This window comes from Pontiella sulfatireligans, assembly GCF_900890705.1.
Lineage (GTDB): Bacteria > Verrucomicrobiota > Kiritimatiellia > Kiritimatiellales > Pontiellaceae > Pontiella > Pontiella sulfatireligans.
Genome location: NZ_CAAHFH010000001.1, coordinates 2,928,111 through 2,950,112, shown reverse-complemented (window position 1 = coordinate 2,950,112; position 22,002 = coordinate 2,928,111). Strand labels below are relative to the sequence as shown.

The 22,002-nt window shown below is 56.0% G+C and carries 16 protein-coding genes; 9 read left to right on the top strand and 7 right to left on the bottom strand.

Translation table 11 applies throughout. The features are described from left to right. The first annotated feature begins 385 nt into the window (after positions 1-385). The gene (gene mnmA / locus SCARR_RS10095; RefSeq protein WP_136061464.1) at positions 386-1,468 is read left to right on the top strand and encodes a tRNA 2-thiouridine(34) synthase MnmA; all 1,083 of its coding nucleotides are present in this window, start codon (positions 386-388) and stop codon (positions 1,466-1,468) included. Here the strand turns inward: mnmA and SCARR_RS10090 are convergent. From SCARR_RS10090 to SCARR_RS10065, 6 genes are all read right to left on the bottom strand, one after another. Continuing rightward, complete coding sequence (locus SCARR_RS10090; protein ID WP_136061463.1) at positions 1,465-1,875, bottom strand: sirohydrochlorin chelatase; 411 nt, start codon at positions 1,873-1,875, stop codon at positions 1,465-1,467. The two genes, mnmA and SCARR_RS10090, sit on opposite strands and share 4 nt — an antisense overlap. 34 nt (positions 1,876-1,909) lie before the next feature. Further along, entirely contained in the window at positions 1,910-3,169 is a 1,260-nt protein-coding gene (locus tag SCARR_RS10085) for a type II secretion system F family protein (protein WP_136061462.1), read from the bottom strand. Positions 3,170-3,202: 33 nt separating this feature from the next. Further along, entirely contained in the window at positions 3,203-4,888 is a 1,686-nt protein-coding gene (locus SCARR_RS10080; protein ID WP_136061461.1) for a GspE/PulE family protein, read from the bottom strand. Continuing rightward, entirely contained in the window at positions 4,888-6,534 is a 1,647-nt protein-coding gene (locus tag SCARR_RS10075; RefSeq protein ID WP_407984776.1) for a GspE/PulE family protein, read from the bottom strand. Before SCARR_RS10075 ends, SCARR_RS10080 begins: the two co-directional genes overlap by 1 nt. 263 nt (positions 6,535-6,797) lie before the next feature. Further along, positions 6,798-8,687: a PAS domain-containing protein gene (locus SCARR_RS10070; RefSeq protein WP_168433213.1), complete on the bottom strand. Its 1,890-nt coding sequence runs from the start codon at positions 8,685-8,687 to the stop codon at positions 6,798-6,800. Between the two features lie 37 nt (positions 8,688-8,724). Beyond that, positions 8,725-9,693 carry a type I phosphomannose isomerase catalytic subunit gene (locus tag SCARR_RS10065; protein WP_168433212.1) on the bottom strand — a complete coding sequence of 323 codons (969 nt, stop codon included), beginning with the start codon at positions 9,691-9,693 and terminating at the stop codon, positions 8,725-8,727. Between the two features lie 85 nt (positions 9,694-9,778). On the opposite strand from SCARR_RS10065, the gene SCARR_RS10060 reads away from it, so the two are divergent. After that, entirely contained in the window at positions 9,779-10,138 is a 360-nt protein-coding gene (locus SCARR_RS10060) for a DUF721 domain-containing protein (RefSeq protein WP_168433211.1), read from the top strand. 2 nt (positions 10,139-10,140) lie between these two features. Further along, complete coding sequence (locus tag SCARR_RS10055) at positions 10,141-11,646, top strand: flippase activity-associated protein Agl23 (RefSeq protein WP_136061457.1); 1,506 nt, start codon at positions 10,141-10,143, stop codon at positions 11,644-11,646. A gap of 259 nt (positions 11,647-11,905) precedes the next feature. Here SCARR_RS10055 and SCARR_RS10050 read toward each other — a convergent pair whose 3' ends face one another. Then, complete coding sequence (locus tag SCARR_RS10050; protein ID WP_136061456.1) at positions 11,906-12,376, bottom strand: hypothetical protein; 471 nt, start codon at positions 12,374-12,376, stop codon at positions 11,906-11,908. A 102-nt stretch (positions 12,377-12,478) separates the two neighbouring features. On the opposite strand from SCARR_RS10050, the gene SCARR_RS10045 reads away from it, so the two are divergent. From SCARR_RS10045 to SCARR_RS10020, 6 genes are all read left to right on the top strand, one after another. Next, positions 12,479-12,988: a sigma factor-like helix-turn-helix DNA-binding protein gene (locus SCARR_RS10045; protein ID WP_136061455.1), complete on the top strand. Its 510-nt coding sequence runs from the start codon at positions 12,479-12,481 to the stop codon at positions 12,986-12,988. Between the two features lie 83 nt (positions 12,989-13,071). Then, complete coding sequence (locus SCARR_RS10040) at positions 13,072-14,583, top strand: recombinase family protein (RefSeq protein ID WP_136061454.1); 1,512 nt, start codon at positions 13,072-13,074, stop codon at positions 14,581-14,583. 202 nt (positions 14,584-14,785) lie between these two features. Continuing rightward, a complete protein-coding gene (locus tag SCARR_RS10035) occupies positions 14,786-15,700 on the top strand; it encodes a ParB/RepB/Spo0J family partition protein (protein ID WP_136061453.1) in 915 nt (304 codons plus the stop codon). A gap of 411 nt (positions 15,701-16,111) precedes the next feature. Continuing rightward, on the top strand, positions 16,112-16,969 hold the full coding sequence (locus tag SCARR_RS10030) for a ParB/RepB/Spo0J family partition protein (RefSeq protein WP_168433209.1): 858 nt from the start codon (positions 16,112-16,114) through the stop codon (positions 16,967-16,969). Between the two features lie 719 nt (positions 16,970-17,688). After that, positions 17,689-19,158 carry an IS4 family transposase gene (locus SCARR_RS10025; RefSeq protein ID WP_136061451.1) on the top strand — a complete coding sequence of 490 codons (1,470 nt, stop codon included), beginning with the start codon at positions 17,689-17,691 and terminating at the stop codon, positions 19,156-19,158. A 220-nt stretch (positions 19,159-19,378) separates the two neighbouring features. Beyond that, positions 19,379-21,967 carry a glycoside hydrolase domain-containing protein gene (locus SCARR_RS10020; RefSeq protein WP_168433207.1) on the top strand — a complete coding sequence of 863 codons (2,589 nt, stop codon included), beginning with the start codon at positions 19,379-19,381 and terminating at the stop codon, positions 21,965-21,967. Positions 21,968-22,002: the final 35 nt, after the last annotated feature.

The following is a 22,002-nucleotide window of genomic DNA, read 5'->3' as shown; positions in this document are numbered from 1 at the left end:
AAAGTACTAAAAAAAATTAATGGATGTGCTTTACCCGGGCACCGCCCTTTGAAAGATTAGCCTTTATTGCAGAGTCTGTATCAGGAAGGTCTTTATGTGGAAATTTTGGAAAAAAGTAAAAAAGGAAGAGGAGTCTGTCAGCATTTGGAAAACTGATTTTTCCGATTGCGTTACGGCGGACTATCTTCCGACCTATTCCGTTTGTAAGTGCGATAACAACCGCCATTGCCGGTTTATTGTCTATTATGAGGGGATGAGGCTGTGCAGTCATCCGGAGCACAGGAACTTCATTCCTGAGGGCGCCCCGCGGTTCGATCCGCATAAGAACCAATTTAGGGACTAACCGGCACTTGCCAACTGCGCGCAGCGCGTCTATCTTCCGCGCATGTCAAATCAAGACCAATCCAGTACCAAAGGCCGTGTTGCCGTTGGCATGAGCGGGGGCACCGATTCTTCGGCGGCCGCGGCCATGCTGGTTGATCAAGGCTACGAGGTCATCGGACTCACCGCCCATATGTGGAAGGATGGCTCCCGCTGCTGTTCGCTGGAGGACGTGGAGCGGGCCCGCAAAGTCTGCTCCTATCTCGATATCCGCCATTATGTCGTCAATGCGCAGGAAATCTTCACCGATAAAATTGTTGATCCGTTTGTCGAGGCCTATGCCGCCGGTCGGACGCCTTCGCCCTGCATTTACTGCAATTCGTTTGTTAAATTCGGGTTTCTGGTCGATCGCGCTCTCCAGTTGAACTGCGACTATCTGGCCACGGGGCACTATGCCGGCGTCGAGAAGCAGGCCGACGGGAAGTACCACCTTTTAAGCGCCAAAGATCCGAACAAGGACCAGTCCTACTTTTTGCACCGCCTGAACCAGAAGCAGCTTGCCTTTCTGCTGTTTCCGCTGGCCGACCTGCCCAAGCCGGAGGTGAAGGCCTATTCAAAAGAGCGCGGGCTTCCGATCGTGCCGCGCGGCGAAAGCCAGGACCTCTGCTTCATTGAGGAGGGGCGCCTCGCCGAATTTGTCGAGCAGCGCGATCCTTCCGTAGTGAAGAAAGGCGAAATCCACGATCCAGACGGAAACGTGGTTGGGCATCACAACGGCCTGCACCGCTTTACGGTGGGGCAGCGCGGCAAGCTTGGCATTGCCTTGGGCGAGCGGATGTATGTTAAGCGCCTCGACAAGGAAAATAATGTGGTTGAAGTGGCGCCGCGCCCCGGTGTTATGCAGGTGGCGTGTGCCTTGGACGAGGTGCATTGGATTTCCGGCGATGAGCCGGAAGGAGAGCTGCGGTGCGAGGTTCGTCCGCGCTACCGCAGCAACGGCGCTCTTGCCAACGTCCGGTTTGCCGGCGGAGGAAAAGCGGATGTGGTGTTCGACGAGCCGCAATTCGCCCTCACGCCCGGCCAGGCCGCGGTTTTCTATAAGGATGGCGAAGTGCTCGGCGGCGGTTGGATCGACGAAGCGTCCTAGTCGGTTTCGAGTTCCAGCGCCTGAAGCTGCGGCGCCAAGGGAGCGCCTTTGTAGATCTGGTTCAGGATCAGGGTGCTGATGCCCTGCAACGCGCCCAGATGCGGTAAAAACTCGAAGTGCACGTTTGGAAAATTCTCTTTCTCTTCGCCAATCAAGCGCGGGATATCGTTGACCACGTGGGTGCCGGCGGCAAGGAAGTAGGGGAACACCTTGATTTCGATGGCGCCTTCGTCGACCAAGTCGGCCACGGCCGAATCGATTTGCGGGCTGGAGATTTCAAGAAAGGCGCTGGTCACGAGATCAAAGGCCGGCCCCGAGTTTTCATTGATCCGGCAGGCCAGCCGGCGTACCTCTTCGTTCGACTCTTTGCGCCGGCTTCCGTGGGCGACAATCAGCAGTGCTCTCATGGTGTGGTCTCCTCAAAACGTGAATGTTTTTGCGCTAACTCAGATTACCGATAATAGACACCATGGGAAGGAACATTGCAATCACTATCGTTCCGACGACCAAGGATAGAAGTACAATCAAAATGGGTTCGATCACCGAACTAAGGGCGGCCACGGCATTGTCCACTTCGTCCTCATACATATCGGCTGTTTTCAGCAGCATGGCGGGCAGTTCGCCGGTTTCTTCGCCGACTTCGACCATGCCTCCGAAAATCGGCGGAAAGATCCGGTTGGCCTCGACGGGCGCGGCCATTGGCTCGCCTTCTTTAATGTTGTCGTGGATCTCTTCCACGGCGCGTTCCACGGGTTCGTTGCTGAGCGTTTCCTTGACGATGAGCAGCGCCTGAAGGATGGGGACGCCGGATTCCATCAGCGTACCCAGTGTGCGTGCAAACCGGGCCAGCACCGCCATGCGCGTGAGGGGGCCAAGCATCGGAGCGGCCATTTTGATTGAGTCCAGCACCATCCGGCCGGCGCGGATGCGGCGGAGCAGGGCGATGAGTGCCGCGAGCCCGGCGAAGACGGCCAGCACCACCGGCCAGTCGTTCTGGATGCGCTCGCTTATGCCCATCACAAACAGCGTCAGCGGCGGCAGCGCCCGGCCTTCGAGCATGTCGGCAAAGATGGTTTCGAACCGCGGGATAATCGCCACCATTAAAAACATCATGATGCCGGTGGAGGCGACGAGGATGACGAGGGGATAGGTCATGGCGCTTTTGACCTTGTTCTTCACCTTTTGCGCTTTTTCCATGTAGGTCGCCAGGCGTTCAAGCACCACGTCGAGAATGCCGCCTGCTTCGCCGGCCTTGACCATATTGACGTAGAGCTTGTTGAAGATGCGCGGATGCAGTGCGAGCGCATCGGCGAACGTGCCGCCGCCCTCAATGGATTCCGCAATCTCGGCCACGGCCTTCTTGAGTGCCGGATTCTTTTCCTGGCGCTGCAGGATGTGCAGTCCGCGCAGCAGCGGCAGACCGGCATGGATCAGCGTTGCCATTTGGCGGGTCAGCACCATCAGTTGTTTTGGGCCGACGCTCGACAACGCGGCGGGCAAACGGATTTCCCGGTCGAGCCCAACGCCTTTGGCCGGCTTCTTTTCCGCGCTTGGAACCCGCAGTTCGGTTCCGGATACCTCGACGGGGAAAAGTCCTTTATTGCGCAGCTGCGCCGTGGCGGCCGCTTGGTCATGGGCATGCACCGATCCGGATTTTTCTTCGCCGTTGATGTCGTGGGCTGTGTATTTAAATTTAGGCATGGCATGAGGCTCGTTGTTCCGCCTTCTCCTTTCTTAGGTATATTGCACGATTTCTTCAACGGTGGAGCATCCGTCGAGAATGAGCCGGAGGCCGTCTTCGCGCAAGGTGCGCATGCCGAGCTCGACGGCTTTCTGGCGCAGTGCAACCGTTGGCTTGCGGTCGATGATGGCTGCGCGCAGCGGATCGGAAATCTGCATGTATTCAAAAATGGCGCGGCGGCCGCTGTAGCCGGTTTGGTGGCAGGCATCGCATCCGGCGCCGTGGTAGAAGGGCTGTTCGCCGATTTGGCTGCGGTCGAGCTCGAGCAGTTCCCGCATCGCGTTGTTGGGGCGGAAGGGAGTTTTGCAATCGGGGCAGATGGCGCGTACGAGGCGCTGGCCCATCACGGCTTCGAGGGTTGATGCAATCAGGTAGGGCTCCACGTCCATGTCGATCAGGCGGGTAACGGCGCCGGGCGCGTCGTTGGTATGCAGGGTGCTGAACACCAGATGCCCGGTCAACGAGGCCTGTATGGCGATTTGCGCCGTTTCCTGGTCGCGTATTTCGCCGACCATGATGACGTCGGGATCCTGGCGCAGGAACGAGCGCAGCGCGGAGGCGAACGTGAGGCCGATGTTTTCGCGGATGGGCAGCTGGATAATGCCGTCTACGTCGTATTCGACTGGATCCTCGGCGGTCAGGATTTTGGTTTCGGTTCGATTGATGTGCTGCAGGCCGGCGTAGAGCGTAGTGGTTTTTCCCGAGCCCGTCGGCCCCGTAACGATGACGATGCCGTTGGGCTTCTGGATGTCTTCGATGAAGCTGGTGCGGATGTCGTCCGGGAAGCCGATGTTGCCGATGTCGAGTTGGACGTTCGAGCGGTCGAGCACGCGCAGGACGACGCTTTCGCCAAACTGGGTGGGGAGGGTGGAAACGCGGAAGTCGATCGTGTGGCCGGCCACCTGCAGCTGGATGCGTCCGTCCTGCGGGAGGCGAGACTCGGCAATGTCGAGCCCCGCAATCACTTTGATGCGCGAGATGACCGGCAGGGCGAGGCGCTTGGGCGGCGGGGCCATTTCAAACAACGCTCCGTCAACGCGGCAACGGATCTTGAATTCATGCTCGAAGGGCTCGAAGTGAATGTCGGAGGCGCGGTCCTTCACGGCTTGGTAGAGCACGAGATTGACAAACTGGATGACCGGCGTGGCGCTGGCGGCGTGTTCGAGGTCGGCAAGATCGATCATGTCTGTGCCGACTTCTTCAAGGTTGGCTTCGAGCGCGGATAGGAGGTCGTTCTCGGAGGCGCTTTCTTCGCCGTAGAGCCGGAGGATGGCGGCGTCGATGTCCGCTTGCGGCGCAACGACGTAGTTGACGTGCCGCGAAAGCACGAATGCAATGTCGTCCGTTACAGCGGGGCTGGGCAGGTCGGCTACGGCAAAGACGGCCGAAGCATGGTCCACCTGTACCGGCGCCGTGCGGTAGAGCCGGGCAATGCTGGCGGGAACCGCTTGTTTGACGTTGTCGTCGATGGCGAGCATGGCAAGGTCGGTCTGATCGACTCCCATCACGCGGGCAACGGTTTCCAAGTAGGTTTCCTCTTCGATGTAGCCTTGCCCAACGGCAACCTCGTGGATGGGTTTTTCCTGCTCCAGATGCTCTTCGTGAATGGCGTCCGCTTGGTCCGCAGTGAGCCGGCCGGTGTTCAGCAGTTCCTCTAAAATGAGATTGCGGTGTGCCATCAGTTTTCGTCCCTCATGGTAACGCGGAGCACTTCCTGGACGGTGGTGATGCCGTCGGCGGCCTTGCGCAGGCCGTCCTCGCGCAGGGTGCGCATGCCCATCGAGCGCGCCTTGGCGCGCAGCTCGGCCACGGGTGCGCCGGAATAGATCATCTGCCGCACATCGTCGTTGATGGCCAGCAGCTCAAAGATGCCTTTGCGTCCGGCATAGCCGGTGTCTCCGCATGCGGGGCAGCCGGTGCCGCGGTAGAGCTGCGCGGCGGAGGCGAGCAGCCGGCTTTCGGCCTCGGTGGGGGTGTATGCGGTTTTGCATTTTTCGCAGACGGTGCGCACCAGGCGCTGCGCCATGATGCCGCGCACGGAGGAGGAAACGAGGAACGGCTTTACGCCGATGTCGGCCAGCCGCGTAATGGCGCTGGGCGCGTCGTTGGTGTGAAGCGTGCTGAGCACGAGGTGGCCCGTGAGGGCGGCATTGATGGCGATCTCGGCGGTTTCGCGGTCGCGGATTTCGCCGATCATAATAATGTTGGGCGCCTGGCGCAGGATGGAGCGCAGGGCGGCGGAAAAGGTGAGGCCGATGTCGGCGCGCACATGCACCTGGTTGATGCCGCTGAGCTGGTATTCCACCGGATCCTCGACGGTGATGATTTTTCGGTCGGGCTGGTTCAGGTGGTTGAGGCAGGCATAGAGCGAGGTGGTCTTGCCCGAACCGGTCGGGCCGGTGACGAGCAGGATGCCGTCGGGGCAGCGGATGAGGCGCTCGAACGTTTGCTGGTCGTCGGGATGGAAGCCCAGGTTGGGGAGCCCGAGCGTCAGGCTCTGCTTGTCGAGGATGCGCATGACGATGCTTTCGCCGTGGTTGGTGGGGATGGAGGAGACGCGCAGGTCGAGGGCGCGCCCCATTACGCGGATTTCGATGCGGCCGTCTTGCGGGAGCCGCTTTTCAGAAATCTTCATGTTGGCCATGATTTTGATGCGGCTGATCACGGAGGGGTGCAGGCGGCGGGGCGGGCCTTCCACTTCGCGCAAGGCGCCGTCGATGCGGCAGCGTACGCGGAACTGCCGGTTGAGCGGCTCGAGGTGGATGTCCGACGCGCGTGCGCGGAAGCCTTCGACAATAAGCTGGTTGACGAGGCGGATGATCGGCTCGTCGGCCTCCGAGGCGGTGTCCTTTTTTTCGAGGGGGGGCTCTTCGATATCCAGCACCGGGCTTGACTCGGGGTAGAGGCGGGCCAGGGCTTCTTCGATTTGTTCGGGCAGGGCGGCGAGTATTTCGACGGAATCCGTCAAGACATAGCGGAGGGTGTCGAGCGTATCGATGTCGAACGGATTGCCGATGGCTGCCGTCAGCACGCCATCCGTTTTGTGAACCGGAACGACGCGGTAGCGCCGGGCGGTCTCGGCCGGCATCAGGGTGGCCGCGGCCGGAGTTGGTTGACTGGAGGATAGCTCGATGGGTTCCATGCCGCATTGACGGGTCAGTTCGTTGAAAAGCTTCTGCTTGTCGTGGCCGCGCTCGGCGAGTACATCCAGCAGACCGGCCCTGCGCTGGGTTGCCGCCGCAAGGGCGTCGGCGGCCGCGGCCGGGTCGAGTTGCTCCGCCTGCCGGAGCATGTCTGCAATTAGTTGGTTGTTCAAAGTCTCCACGCCCCGTTCTGCCGCATTTTAGTTCCAAGCCTTGCCAAAAAGCGTGGCACAGATGCCGGAGCTTTGTCAATCAGCGCCAAGGAAAACGAAGCCGCATCCCATCAGGCTGCCTGCCGTTAAAGACGTTCGGCTATGGTTTGTAGAGGTTGCGGGATAGGCGATTTGGAGCGCGCTCAAATGTTTGTTGAAATGGGCGCCGACCGCCTTGGTGTAAACGGGTTTTCCTGCGTGGCCATGGGCGAAGGCGCGGCTTTTCCGGGAAGCTACTGGATCTTTAGAAGCAGGGAAGGCAATGGGCAGATAATCAAGACCTTGGTGCCTTTGCCGGGTTCTGATTGAATATTCATCAAACCGCCCATCTGGGCGAGGTTTTCCCGAATGCTGAACAGGCCGAATCCCGTGCCTGATCCATTTTCCAGTTCGGAGGTGTCCATCCCTTTTCCTTGGTCGGTCACCACCATGTAGATCTTGTCGGTGTATTGGGAAACCGCAATGTCGGCGGCGGTGGTTTCAGCATGTTTTGCCACATTCACCAGCAGTTCCTTGGCCCAGCGGAAAATAAAGGCGGAGGCTTCCCGGTCAAGTTCGATGCGGAGGCCGGCGGTCTGAATGCTGACATCGATCCCGAAAAGGTCTTTGAGGTCTTCGGCCATGCGCTCGAGCCCCGCGGCGATGTCCGTTTCGTAGAGCGACGGCGGGCACATGGTCCAAGTCAATGATTTGCACTTTCCCATGATGTGCTGAAGCAGGGTGTCGACCTGCTCAAAGAGATCGTCGATGCGATCCCGGTCCACGGCTTCTTTGAGGGCTGTGAATTTCATGTTGAGCCCGGCCAGCATTTGCCCTACGTCTTCGTGCAGGGCTTCGGCGAATTGGCGACGTTCCCGATCTTCGGTGGTGGCCAGATCCTGTGACAGGGCTTTGAGCCGTTGCCGATATTGCCCGTCCCGCTCCTGAGAGATTTTGCGATCTGTAATATCTACAAAAATTCCATGAAGGTGCGTAATGTTCCCTTTGCCATCCCGGATGAATCGGTTCCAACTGTGCATCCAACGGATCTCGCCCGTTGCCGTGAGCATCCGGCTTTCCAGATTGAATGCATCTTCCCCCTGATCGATGACCTCTTTAACGAATTTCTCCACGGCGGGGATGTCCTCTGGATAGTTAATGCAATACCATGGGCTTTGGCCGGACAGCAGTTGCGCTGCTGAATAACCAAGCTGGTTAATGTTGTTCGAGACAAACTCAACAGGCCATTCCTTCGGCGCGTAACGCAAGCGGTAGACGATGATGGGGCTGCTGTTTACGATCTGCTCGAAATTACGCAGCTCGTCCATGGCTTTGGCGAGCGAGGCCATCTGGTCGCGGATCGCATCGCGCATGTCGGCCAGTTGGTGGGCCAAAACATTGACTTCGCGGGAGCCTTCGATGTTGATGTCGGTTTCGTAGCGGCCTTCGCCGATTTCTTCGGCGGCATCGGCCAAGCGGGCGATGGGACTGGTTAGCCATTTTGAAAAGATCAGGCTGACCAGGATTCCGGGGATGAGAAGGATCAGCAAGGCGAACAGGGCATTGCGCAAGAGCGTTGCGGTGTTCGCATGGATGTCGGAGAGTTTTTTGCTGGCGCCGAAAAGGCATTTCCGCCCCTGGCTGTCGTAGAAGGGAACCAGCACGGCGCGGATGCTTCCCCATTTGTCGATATTGTTCTGGAATTGTGGCTCCATGGTTTGGAACGCGTGTGCATAAAGTTCGGGGTTGGCGTGCGGTTCAAGGAACTTGGCATGCTGGTGGTTCTCGACCTTTTTGTCCGGCGAGGTGGCGGAGGTGAAGCATAGCCGGCCATCCAGCAGCATTAGGCTCCACAAATATTCCAGCCCCAGTTCTTCGCACAACTTGTTGTTCCGGTCGACGATGCGGTCGAACGCTTCGGGGGTGACGGTTGCGGCATCCAGAATGGCGTCGTGATAGTTGTCGGGCAGGGTGGCCTTGGCGAGGACGGCGGCGTTGAACAACTGGGCGTCTATATGGCGCAGCTCGTTGCGCTTGTAAAGATGGAAGTCGAGCGCCGACGACAGCAACGAGAGCGGCAGCACCATGGCCAACATGATCAGCAATACCATGTTGCGAATTTTCCATCCCTTGAGCCGGTTCAAGCCAAACCTCCAAATATGTTGAAGCTTCTGTTTTGTTCTATGGAATTGTAGTCCGCAGCACCGTGGCCTTTCCATTCAGCGTGTAGGCGGGGAGGGCGGCCGGCACTAGAATGGAGGTGCCGGCCGGGGCGGTCAGCGCATCCTCTCCCCAAGAGACCGTCGCTTCGCCTTCCGACACAAAGAGCGCATGGAAGGTTTTTCCGTTCATTGGAACTTCTAGCGGGGCGTTGAAGGATAGTTTTTCGAGGCGGAAATATTCGCAGGCCAACACTTCCGAGCACTGGAAGCTGTCGGTGTCGACCTGTGTCACGGGTTCAACCAACGGGCTGTCGCGGTCTTCCCAGTTGATAACGTTGATGGCTTGCTCAATGTGGAGTTCGCGCGGCTGGCCGTCGTTGCCCATGCGCCCCCAGTCGTAGATGCGGTAGGTCGTGTTGGAGTTCTGCTGTATTTCGAGAATAAAGCAGTCTTCGTCGATGGCGTGGACGCTTCCGCCACGCACAAAAACGGCGTTGCCCTTTACAACGGGAACGGGGCGCATCGCATCGCCGCTGGTGCCGTCTTCGATCGACTGCCGAAAGCTTTCCCTGGTTACGCCGTCGTTCAGCCCGCAATACACCTGCGCGGCATTGTCGCCGAGCATGTACCACATTTCGGTCTTGGCTTCGCCTCCGAACTCGGCGGCGGTTTCATCGTTGGGGTGCACCTGCACGCTCAGCTTTTGCTTGGCGTCGATCAGCTTGATCAGCAACGGGAATTTGGTTCCTTCAACGGCCGTTCCCATTATTTCCTGCGGGCTGGCCTGCAGGAGTTCGCGGATGGTTTTCCCGGCCAGTTCACCGTTGGCGACCACGCTCATCCCATCGTCGTGGTCGGAGATTTCCCACGACTCGGCATAGATGCCATCCGGCATGCCGCGGTTGTAGGTTTTGGGGATGCGGGACCCCCCCCAAGGGTAGTCCTTGTAGACGGGCGAGAAGGTCATGGGATACAGTTGTGATTTCATCTGTCGCATTAAAGAGATGAATTGATTGTGAATCAACCTTCTTTCTGGCTCAATGCCCGTTATGGAGCAACCCCGAAACAGCAGAATGAACCGCGACCGCTGGGATATGGACAAAGTGCGGTTCCATCTGAGCAAGCCTCCCGCGCCCAACCGAAAGATCCGCAGTCTGGGCGACATCCTCGTTGATGTCGTGAGCGGGCTGGATCAGCCGGTGCAGGAAAACGTGCGGGTGCTGCGCGATGCTTGGCCGAAGCTTGTTGGCGAGCAGATTGCCAAACACAGTGAACCGGGCTTCATCAAGGATTTCACGCTGCACGTCTTCGTTGATCTTCCCGGTTGGATGCCCGAGCTGGAGCGGGTGAAGCGCCTGCTGCTGCAGAAGCTGCAGTCCAGCTACCGGGAACTGCGCATTCGGAGACTAAACCTGATCCTGAAGCACAAATAGCCATGCGTTACTGGATGCCCATCGTATTCATGCTCACCCTCGCAATGGCGCTGTGGCTCCGGCTGCCGGGCCTCGAGCAGCGCCCCATGCACCACGACGAGGCAAACCAGGCCTACCGCTGCGGCATCCTGCTCGAAAGCGGGGAATACACCTACGACGCCGACGACCATCACGGCCCGACGCTCTATTATCTCACGCTCCCTTCCGCCTGGCTAGCGGGGGTTCAAACCTTCGTTGACTCGAATGAATGGACCTACCGCCTTGTGCCGGCCTTTTTTGGTTTTTTGCTGGTGCTCTGCACGCCGCTGCTGCGTTCCGGCATCGGCTGCGTGGCGGTGCTTGCGGTTGCGCTGTTCTCTGCCATTTCTCCAGCGATGGCCTACTACAGCCGCTTCTACATCCAGGAAATGCTGCTGGTCTTCTTTACCTATCTGGCCATAGCCTCAGGCTGGCTCTCTTGGCGCAGCGGCTCCCGGCGCTGGGCGGCGGCCTGCGGGCTGGCCCTCGGGCTGATGTTCGCCACCAAGGAAACGGCCATCATGGCCTACGCCGCATTGTTCGGCGCGGCCATTCTGTGCGCCGTGATCGACCGCAAGGTGCACCTGCCCCTTAAAAACATGCTCTTGGCTGCCGCCTGCGCCATCTTCGTCAGCATTGTTCTCTTTTCCTCGTTCTTCACCAACGTTGACGGCCCGTTGGAATCGATCATGGCCTATCAGGGTTATTTTGCGCGCGGCACCGGTGTGAATACCGACCACGTCCATCCGTGGTATTTCTACCTTCGGATGCTCTCGTTCTACCGGTTCGATGGCGGCCCGGTTTGGAGCGAGGCGCTGATCCTTGTCCTTGGCCTCGGCGGCTGCGCTTCGATTGTTTTAAAAAAGATTCCGGCCAACTGCGACCTCGGCCTGGCCCGCTTCATCATGTTCTACACGTTGCTGCTGACCGCCGTCTACTCCGTCATTCCCTACAAGACGCCATGGTGCATGCTCTCGTTCCTGCACGGCTGGATCATTCTCGCCGGCATCGGGGTGGGGGCGCTGGTGCAAAAAGGGCGCTGGAGCTGGCTCTGGGTGGTTCCCATCCTGCTCGCCTCGGCGCAGCTTGCCGGTCAGGCGGAACGGACAACCCGGCGCTATGCCGCCGACTACCGCAACCCCTACGTCTACGCCCACACCGCCCCCGACTTCATGAACCTCGTGCGCCGCATCGGCGACCTTGAAGCCGTCAGCCCAAAGGGGAATGAACTCTATATCCAGGTGGCCGCCGATCCCAAGGCCATGTGGCCCCTGCCGTTCTATCTGCGCGGCTTTAAAAATGTTGGATACTGGGACGCCGCCGACCCGCTGCCCGTCCATCCCCCAGCCGACATCATCATCTCCTCGCCCGCGCTTGAAGTGGATCCCGACGCCTACCTCTCCGAATACTATGGGTTGCGGGCCGACACCCTCATGGCCATCCACATCCGCACCAGCCTGTGGGATGCATTCATGCAGACGCGCCAATAGTTTTTGGTTTGTATCTCCGGCGGGTTGACGGTACAAATCCAACGTTCACACTGAGCGGGAGTAATTCAGTGGTAGAATGACAGCTTCCCAATAGGTTTTGTAGCTTGCATTTTACCACGTCGCTCGTTGCAATTCGTTTCTTTATCAGCCTCTGAACCAATATGATACATAAATTGGGTTTGGTGTCAAGGGCGACTGAAACTTTTTGAAAAAGGATGCTTTTTCATGGTCCAAACCCGAACTTTCCCCCGAACTTTTTTTAGACGGTTTTCTGGCTGTTTTCGGAACTCGCTTGGCCACAGGCTAGGTAGGCCTCCCCGATCATATGCCGGGTATTGTCGATTCGTTGGTGAATGGCGTCCCATTCTTCGGGGGTTGGCGATGGGCCGATTGGTTTGGCGTATACAAGTTCAAACTCATCCCCAAACCAAAGCCGCCCACGAGCAACAAGTAAGAGCATATTAGTTACAAGGGTTATAAAATCTTCGTCTGGGGCGTTGTCGTCCATCATCCTGTTTACAACATTTCTCCGGGCAATAATGATGAAGCACATCATCCCTGACATCTCTTTATCAGTGCTTTGGGGGAATGCTTGAAAAACCTCATGATCGACTTTTTCGGTGTGACCCTTTTTTTCGCAAACTCTATCCATGGCCAGAAGAAATGGATCGCTGTCGTTTGAAGCATCGATCAACTTTTCGAGTACCAGATGTTCTGCCGAATTACCCATGTTGCACATGTTAATCAAGAATGGCCTTTTGAGCAAGGTTTGTGGATGGTGACTTATTCAGATCATTTGTTGCTCCCTCTGTAATGCCCTCTACAAAGGGATATGACACATGATTATGATGGGGCATGGCGGGAAAAGTTTCTTACCCCGGAGCAATGGGAGCGGGAGGCTTTTCGGTTGTGGCAACAGCAATCGGCGGAAGCGCAGGATGCTGTGTATGGCCGCCTGCAAACGGAACATGAGATGGGGGTGGTGGCCGTCGATTTTCTCTTGGTTCTCTCTCGTCGCCAGCAGCAGGTGGTGCAGCTCTATTGTCTCGAAGGCCGGACGCAGGTGGAGGTGGCCACCACTCTCGGAATCTCCCAGCAAACGGTGTCGCAGCATCTGATGGGCAAGCTGCGGGGAGGGCGTCAAGTTGGGGGCGCATTCCGCAAATTGCGAAAGGCGATTCACAAGGCGGCGAAGGCGCGCGCTGGGCAAAGCAACCGCCGGGCACGTATTCTGTCGGTCTTCGACGAGCTGCTCGATTCGGCACTTACCCGGCGCCGGGCCAGGGAGCTGATCGGCGCACTCATGCGGGAGGCCCGAACGGGAACCCGGCAAGAAAAATAAATTTTATGGCCCAAAAGTGCCTGTATTTCCCCCCATAGGTAGAGGGCTGTTGCATTTTTACCTTACCAAAGGGAACGGCGGGCATGGATTGGTTCAACACGAGCAAAGCCAGCAAATGGCGGGCGGTGGCGTATTATCGCCATTCCGCCCAGGACCGGCAGGAAAACTCCGTCGAGATCCAGCAGGATCAGGTGCGCCAGTTTGCCAGCGAGCACGAAATCGAGATCATCCGCGAATTCGCCGACCGCGGGAAGTCCGGTCTTTCAACCGAAGGTCGCGACGGCTTCAACGAAATGATCAGCGACTATGTGGAAGGCGAAAAGGAAGCCTTTGAGTTTGTGCTGGTGCTCGATGTCAGCCGATGGGGTCGCTATCAAGATACCGACCTCTCCGCCTATTATACCGGGCTATGCGCAAAGCACGGAAAGCAGGTGGTATTCACCTCAATCGGTTTCGGCGAGCAAAACGATCTGCTTCACGGTCTTCATCTAAGCATTGAGCGCTACCGTGCCGCCAGCTACAGCCGAGAGCTGAGCACCAAGGTTTTTAAAGGCTGCGCGAAGATTGCCAGCCAAGGCTTCCGCGCCGGAGGCATGCCCCCCTATGGATTCCATCGCCTATTGTTGGATGAGCAGCGCAATCCCGTTCAGATATTGGAAAGAGGCCAGCGCAAGAGCATTCAGAACCAGCGCGTGACTTTAACGCCGGGTGCGGAGGATGAAGTCGCCGTAGTCCAGCGCATCTTCAAGGAGTTCGTTGAATGGGGGTATTCTCCAAGTCAGATTGCGTTGACCCTGAACAAACAGAATATCCCGTCACCCGGGGGGTGCCAGTGGTCGCATGCCTCGGTTCGCTCTGTACTGGAAAATGAGCTGTACGCCGGCACGATGGTCTACAACAGAACCACCCAGCGCCTCAAATCCGCCAGCCACCACAATCCAAAGGAGGAGTGGATACGTGCTGAAAACGCATTTCCGGCCATTGTGGATCCCGGACTGTTCAGCAAAGCCCAGGCGGTGATCGCGGTGGCCGAGGAAGCCCGGCGCATCAAATATTCCGCCGAGGACATGCTCGAACGCCTGCGCCATATCTACGAACAATACGGCACCGTTCGCACTTCGCTGGTCGCGGCCGACAAGGAAATGGTCTCCGCCGCCACCTACGCCAAACGCTTCAAAACCTTCACGGGAGCCTATCAGCACCTCTTTGCAGAAGTCATCGATTCTCGCCGGGCCGAAGTCACCCAGACCATAAAGCAGCTCGTTCGCGAGACCGAAGAATACGGCGACTTCATCGTGCTGCGAAACTATGTCAGCATCCGCATTCAGCCCGTCATTCCATATCCCCATGGCTATGAGGAGGAGTGGACATTCATGCCCGATGTCAGCCCCGAGATCGACATCACCATTGGCGTCCCGCTCTCCAATGGCGGGAAATACGACGTATTGGGCTATCTCTTCTTTCCCCGGCTGATGATGGGGGGACACAAAATTAAGGTCTCGACCACGACATCGGAAAAACTCGATCTGCACGCCTACACCCTTTCCCAGGCATTGGAAAAACTCATAGGACTGGAGGGCATTGTAAGTTGCTAAAGATTTCCGGTTCCAAGTTTGATGCAGATATAAGGTATGCGTTCCGACGGTGTAGCAACCTACTCCGAGGAGCTCAAACCGCAGTAGATGGGGTAAAATCGGAACTCCGGAGGAGGGGAATGGAGAAAATAAAAAGTACTTCCGACCCGTGCAGTATCGATTTTAAAAAGAACCTTTTCTACATTTCCACGGAGGATTCTAGATGAAAAACAAAAAGGTTACCCTGATGGCGGAGCGCACGTATCAGTTGATCCCCATCGACACCATCGTGGTGCTCAACTCCCGCAACCGGAACCGGCAAAAGTTTGCCGAGAATATCCGCAGCATCGAGGAGGTCGGACTCCGCAAGCCGATCGTGGTCAACGGTCGGGGCTTCTCTCGTAACGGAAAATACGAGCTGGTCTGCGGCGAAGGCCGTTTCCTTGCCCACCAAGAGCTGGGCCGGGACGAAATCGCCGCCGAGGTGATCGACTGCGACCGCAAAACCGCGTTGCTCTATTCGCTCGTTGAAAACATTGCGCGCGTGCCGCCCGGTACCATGTGGTTTGCCCAAGAGATGAAGCGGATGCATGACGGCGGATTCAATTTCTCTGAGATTGGCCGGATCGTCGGCAAGAGCGACTCCTACGTCGGCGACTATGTCCGGCTTGTCGAGCAGGGGGAGGGCCGTCTGATCACAGGTGTGGAGCAGGGGCTCTTTCCCATGTCGTTCGCCATGCAGGTGGCGAAGTCCGACAACACCACCATTCAGAACGTGCTGATGGACGCCTTCGACGGCGGCGTGGTCAGCAGCTCGTCCGTGGCACGCGTGCGCCGTTTGCTTCAGCTTCGATTCAGGCATGGCAAAAGCAACAAAAGCCGAGGCCAACGGTCTGAAGGCTACTCCCTCGTAGATTTGAAGCGCGAGATCGCCAAAAGCACGAAGGATAAAGAGGATTTCGTGCGCGAAACCCAACAGAAGGAAAACCGCCTGCTTCAACTGCTGATGAACCTCTCTTCGCTGATGGAGGATTCGGAGCTAATCATTCTGATGCAGACCCATGGTCTGGCGACTCCTCCAGCGCTCGAAGGAAAATACGGCGTCGAGCTGCCCGTGCCGTCTTCACCAGGCACTTAAAACCTACTTGTCCGCCGTTGCCATTGGCGGAGGAGGAAAACTTTCCTTTGGAGGAAGAGCAATGAACAAACCGTCTTTAGTGTATTTCGTGTCTTTAGTGGTTCAAAATTCAGTCCACACCGCTCGCACATTTTATCTTCGTGTACGTTGCCGCTTCGCTGCCGTCACTTCATGCCAGCCTCACTGCGTGTGCGCCTTCTCGTGGCCAACAAAACCCGTCCGCCCCGTTTCGTGTATTCTGTATATTTCGTGGTTATCTCTTCCGCCCCGGCACAGCCCGCGTTTGCGCAGCATCACGCCGCACCGTTTCGTCCGCAGGGCCATCATTCTGCCTCCAAATCATTTTGCCTAAATCCCTTTCCAGTTTCAGGTTTCAAGTTTCCAGTTTCTAACCCCCCTGGAGGAAGAGCAATGAACAAACCCTACAACGTGGAAGGCATCGACGTACCGCTCGCCGCCCTCAAGCCTTTGCGGGAGCGGACAAACATCAACACCGCCAAACATCGCGGCTACCTCAAGATTCTGGCGAGCATCCGCTCGCTCGGGCTCATCGAACCGTTCTGCGTCTTCCACGAAAACGGGCAATACATCATCCTCGACGGCTATCTTCGTTGGCTCGCGTTTCAGGAGCTGGAGCTCGAAACCGCTCCTTGCGTCGTCTTCAAAGACAAGGAGGCCTACACCTTCAACCGCATGGTCAACAACCTCTCCAGCTTTCAGGAGATGCGCATGCTCCGCAAATCCATGGAATCCGTCGACGAGAAAACCATCGCCGAGACCTTCGGCATGAAAACGATCCGGCACCGGCTTGCCCCGAAGCTTGTCGAACGGTTGCATCCGCAGGTGGCCCAGGCCTTCAAGAACGATCTCATCGGAAAAACCGCCGCCAGCGAAATGTCGTGCGTTAAGCCGGCGCGACAGCTCGAAATGCTCCGGGAGATGAATCGGGTTGGCGATCACACCCCGGCGTTCATCCGGGCGCTGGTTCTCAAAACGCCGCCCGAGCTTCGGCTCAACACCCCTGGCACCCGATATGGCCGGAAGAAAAACGAGCGCGAACAGCGCCTTGTCCTGGTAGAACGGTTGGAGCAGGCCGAAAAGCAGCACGATTTCTACACCAAGCTTTACCGCACCTATTCCGCCGACTTGCTCAAGATCTCCCTTTACGCCCGCAAAGTCATCACAACCCCCGAAATCCGCGAACACATTGAACAGCTGCATCCCTCAGTGCTCGGCGATATGAATTCAATCGTCATGGATTCGAAATGATATACGGCGAGGTACTGTAACGGCCATCGTATAAATCAAAGATTCAGGTCTCGACGTCGGCATCGTCAGCTATGGCTCTTCAAACCGGCAGGTCCGAGAGATCTCCACGCAATAGCCGCACCTGCGCTTCATGCAAAAAAAAACAGGGATGAATTTCCATCCTGTAATTCGCACTTTCCCCTTATACCTTGCACTTGCGCTCTCCCCGTGCGCACGGGACTAGTAAATTATACCACTAAACACTGGTAAACCGATGAGTATTATAAGCGTTATAGCTTGCTGTGCGGCACTGTTTGCGATATTTTCCTCATAGCTACGGTCTGGGGGGATTGGAACAGGGTGGTATGGGATTGGATTATAAGACTCTGAAGAGTCGGCGCAAAGAAATCAGGGCGACCGGAGGCCACGCGCCTACGGATTCACTACGTATTGAGCTGGCTGAAGGTTGCTGGCCCCTGTTTTCCTCCGTTGGAGCAGGGTGGAATGAATTTTTTGAAATGGTTTCATAGGTGGGGAAAATGCGGAAAACATCATTTCATAGGACTGACCCCTTTTTTTCATGCGGAAAACATCATTTCATAGGACTGACCCCTTTTTTTCAGGACTGACCCGAATGGCACTTCCTTAAGGGCTCCTATCACACACATAAAACCGCAGTTTTAGGGTAAAAACCAATGCTATTATCTTGATATATATCACGAAGAATGCAAGTATCTTGCATGAATAATACAACACCATTCCTGCCTGGACTTCATCTTCAATCGCTCCGTAAAAAACCGCGCTCTACGGCACAAATAATGGCCGATGAAATGATGCATAAAAAAGACAAATCACTGCTGGGTCTAAAAGCTTGTTTCGGACGTTTCATTCCCGAATGTTTTTTGAAAAACAATGTGAAGGGACATCATAGTCGTCACCGTATTTTCAGCAAGGAAACCACTTTCTGGGCGTTCTTTTCTCAGATTATTGATGCCGATGGGGGCTGTGCTGAAGTCGTTAAAAAACTGAAAACATATCTCGCTTTCAATAGTGATCAGTCGCTGTCCGTTTCCACGGGTTCTTACTGCAAGGCGCGAAAAAAACTAGAGGAGACGGATTTGGTCGAAATCCTCAAACACACCTCAGAGTCGTTTCATGTTAACCTCGACGATCAGCCTCTCGCGGGCCGGCGCGTTATTGTTGTTGATGGAACGGGGTTGAGTATGCCTGACACCTCTGAAAATCAAGACGAATGGCCTCAAATTTCCTCTCAAAAAAAAGGGTGCGGTTTCCCGACAATGCGCCTGCTCGGCTGTTTCGATCTCGCGACGGGCGCAATTCTAAGCTATGCAGTCGGAAATAAAAAAAACCATGAGCTCCCCTTGCTTCGCCAGCAGGAAGGCACTTTCAAGGAAGGGGATATTTTCCTGGGGGACAAAGGGTTCTGTAGTTTTTATGATGTTGATCGGCTCCGAGAAAAGGGCGTTGACAGTATCATTCCATTAGCGCGTCGAATACCGAAAACGGAACAGACCTGCATCAAAAAGTTGGCGAACAATGATCTCCTGATTCGCTGGGAAAGGCCCGCTTGGTATAAAAAGGCACCCCTCCCGAAAGACGAGTGGAACCAGTTGCCCGAAGAGCTTCTATTGCGTCAAATCAAAGTCGATGTTGAGCAGCCTGGATTCCGAGTGAAAAGCTTTTACATCATCACTACGCTACTCGATCCGCTTATCTATTCAGCAAAGAGTATCGCCGACCTCTACTATCGCAGATGGAGCGTTGAACTCTTTTTTCGCGACCTAAAAACAACCACGAAAATGGATATATTGCGTTGCAAATCCCCCGCGATGATTCGGAAGGAACTGCTCATGTATTTCATCGCCTACAATGCCATTCGTCATTTGATCTATGAGACCGCGCACGCTCATGAAAAAGACCCCATGCGGCTGAGTTATAAAGGCGCACTACAAGCACTCCGGCAGGCGGAAGTATACTTTAATCGAGCCGCGCTTTGCCCATCCGAAATCCTTCGGATACGGGAAAACCTGCTCGATTCGATCCGCACCAATATAATTCCCTTTCGGCCCGGAAGGAGTGAGCCGCGATGCCTTAAAAGAAGACTCAAACCCTATCAACTTTTAACACTGCATCGTCATGAAATGATCGAGATAAAGCATCGGAGTAAATATAATGCCAAAGCAGCTTAAGGAAGTGGCATTCAGGACTGACCCCTTTTATGAACCCTTTTATTGCTCCATGCCAATGCTCCTATCCTTGTTTGTGGTGAATTAAAGAAAGGTTCATTCTGGCATGGGGCTCTGAATTTCCAAACTGGGCATTTTAAGTTACAGTCTACCCCCCGCTGAAGAGGGGCTTGATTTTGGGCGTATTATTTGTATTATGTGTTGCGTGAAAACAGGTCATCTCATGAGGACGTTTTTAACTGTCGCTTTATTTTTGACTGTCGCTCTGGCATCGCTGGCCTCCCAGCCAGCGGAGATTCCCCCGGAGCAGTGGTCGTTCTATTCCTGGGACTCCGCAACGGGGTGGCTGGAAACGAACGGCGTTCGCTCCGGCCAAAGCGCTCTTGGGGAGAAGGGACTCAACGGTGGATGGGACACTTGGATTCCGGCGCAGCCGGGATGGATTCATAAGATCCGTTTCTACTATAAAAGCGAAGAGGCCGCCGGAAAACTTATTCTGTATGTCCGGGTGCCCAAGTCCGGCGGCGGGCTGGAAACGGTGGTCTATAAACCACTGCGAATGCTCCGAAGCGATCAACCCGGCGAATTCATCGATGGCGTCTATGTCGGCGGAGCGGATGAAAACGGATGGGTGGAGTTCGACGGGGGCACCTTTATCCCGGATGTCGGCGTGACCAACGTCAATTTGCTGATCAAAATTCGAGGTGACGCCGTCGACAGCATGGTTGTTGTGGATGATGTATTCGTGGAGGCCGAGGAACCGCGTGTTGTACCTGACTCGGCCGAACTTCTTTTCACCAACAGCTACGGAAGAATCTGGGAGGAGCATGTAAACCGCAAGGTGTTACCGGAGTCACTTCCGCCTGCCACCTTTGCCACGAATGCACTTCAGATTTCAGCGGCTGGTGGAGAATATGAATCGTTCCAGCTAGTCGCGACGCCTCTGTTGGGCTGGACCAATGCGACCTGGACGTGGAGTAACTTTACTGGTCCGGCCAATTTAACCAGTACCGCGCTGCGTTGCCGTAAAGTGGAATATATGGCCATTAACGAAACGGAAGGGCCCTACGCCCATGCCGGATTGAATCCTGACCCGCTGACCGAACAGCTTCCCTGCTCCATTTCGGCACGCTCCAACCAGACGTTCTGGTTCACGTTAGAACTACCGGAGAACCAGACCCCGGGCATCTACAGCAATGAACTGGTGTTGACGGCCAACAGCGTTGAAATCGGGCGCGTGCCTGTGCAATTGACCGTCCGGAGTTTTTCTCTTCCATCCTCTTCCTCGCTCGAGGTCCGTTCTAATTGCCGACAGAGCCTCTTGCTCTCCCGCGAACCCGGAGCGGACGACGATGTGCTGCATCGGTATTACCGCAACTTTTTTGCACACCGTTCCGCATGTGCGGCAGGCGTTTCCCTCGGTGTTCAGCTGAACGGAAATTCCGCCACGCTGGATGCTGACCGCTACATTGAACATCTTCACTTCCTGAAAGATGAACTGAATGCGGATCGTTTTTATATTCCTTCACTCTGGATTCCTCACGAAAACCACCAGATGCCGGCCAGCGCTTCATGGGAAGGCCGTACCATATTTACGGACAGCACTTTCACAAACCTGAATCCGGATTTCGAAATTCCATTCCGCGACTATATGGGACAGTGGTGCCAACGGCTGAAGAACGAAAATATTTTCCTGCGACCGGTGGTTAAGTTTATCGATGAACCTAAGTTTGACGATTCCGCAACCATTGCTGGCATTCGCACCATCGCAGAACTGCTTCTGGATATTGAACCGGGACTGACCATCAGAACAGCGGCCAGCTATCCGCATCCGGAACTGACCGATGTGATTCGGCTCTGGAACATTCATACGGATGCTTGGAACATGTACATCGCGTACATCAATGCCGCACAGGATAAGGGGTGCCATATTGCGGTCTACAACAATGCCGTCAACCTGCCGGAGCACCGCTTCCTCCGCACACGGCTGTGGCCCTGGTTGCTGTGGAAATATGGTGTCGATGGAACCCTCTCTTGGTGGGGCACTGTTTGCTGGTGCAATGATCTTTCAGATCCTTGGACCGCCGGGGAAAGCAGTTCCGGTATTCTGCTGTACCCCCCTCGCCCGGAAGATGTCGCTGGTCCCATCGATTCGATTCGCTGGGAGCTGTTCCGTGAAGGGCTGGAAGACTATGAGTATATGCGGCTTGCCAAAGATCTGGTCGAGCAGTTGCAGATCCGGAACCGTCCTGCTGCTGCCCAGCCCGGTCTGGACGCTCTTGCCGAAGCAGTTGCATTAGTCGAAGCCTGGCCCAACGTGAAAGCTCAGAACGATGAGCCCTACTCGATCGATCCTGCGGCGGTTGGTAGGGCTAGGAACAATCTTGCGCTTGCCATTGAATCCATGAGCACAGAGCTGAACCGCCTTGCAACAACCGGATGGGAGGATTTTAGGACTGATTATATGCTGAGCACAAATGCCTTGGCCGATAATGACAGCGATGGGGTGAAGAATATTGATGAATATGTATTCGGGGGAAATCCGACGAATCCTGCACTTACCGGGACAGGGCCAACGGTTCAGCCCGGCTCTAACACTATCAGCTTTCTGAATTGGCAGCCGGCACATCCCACCCCGGGGATTAACTGCCAGGCCGAATGGACAACCAACCTGTTGATCGGTTCATGGATGAACAACTTCATAACAATGACCAATGATTCGGGAAATCCGGCCTATCAGGAAATCGTTCGCCAAATTTCCGGAGCAACAGAAAGCCAGCTATTTTTCCGCCTTCGGAACATTTTTCCCTGATCCGGGTGGCTATAAACAGGGGTTACTTCAGTCCG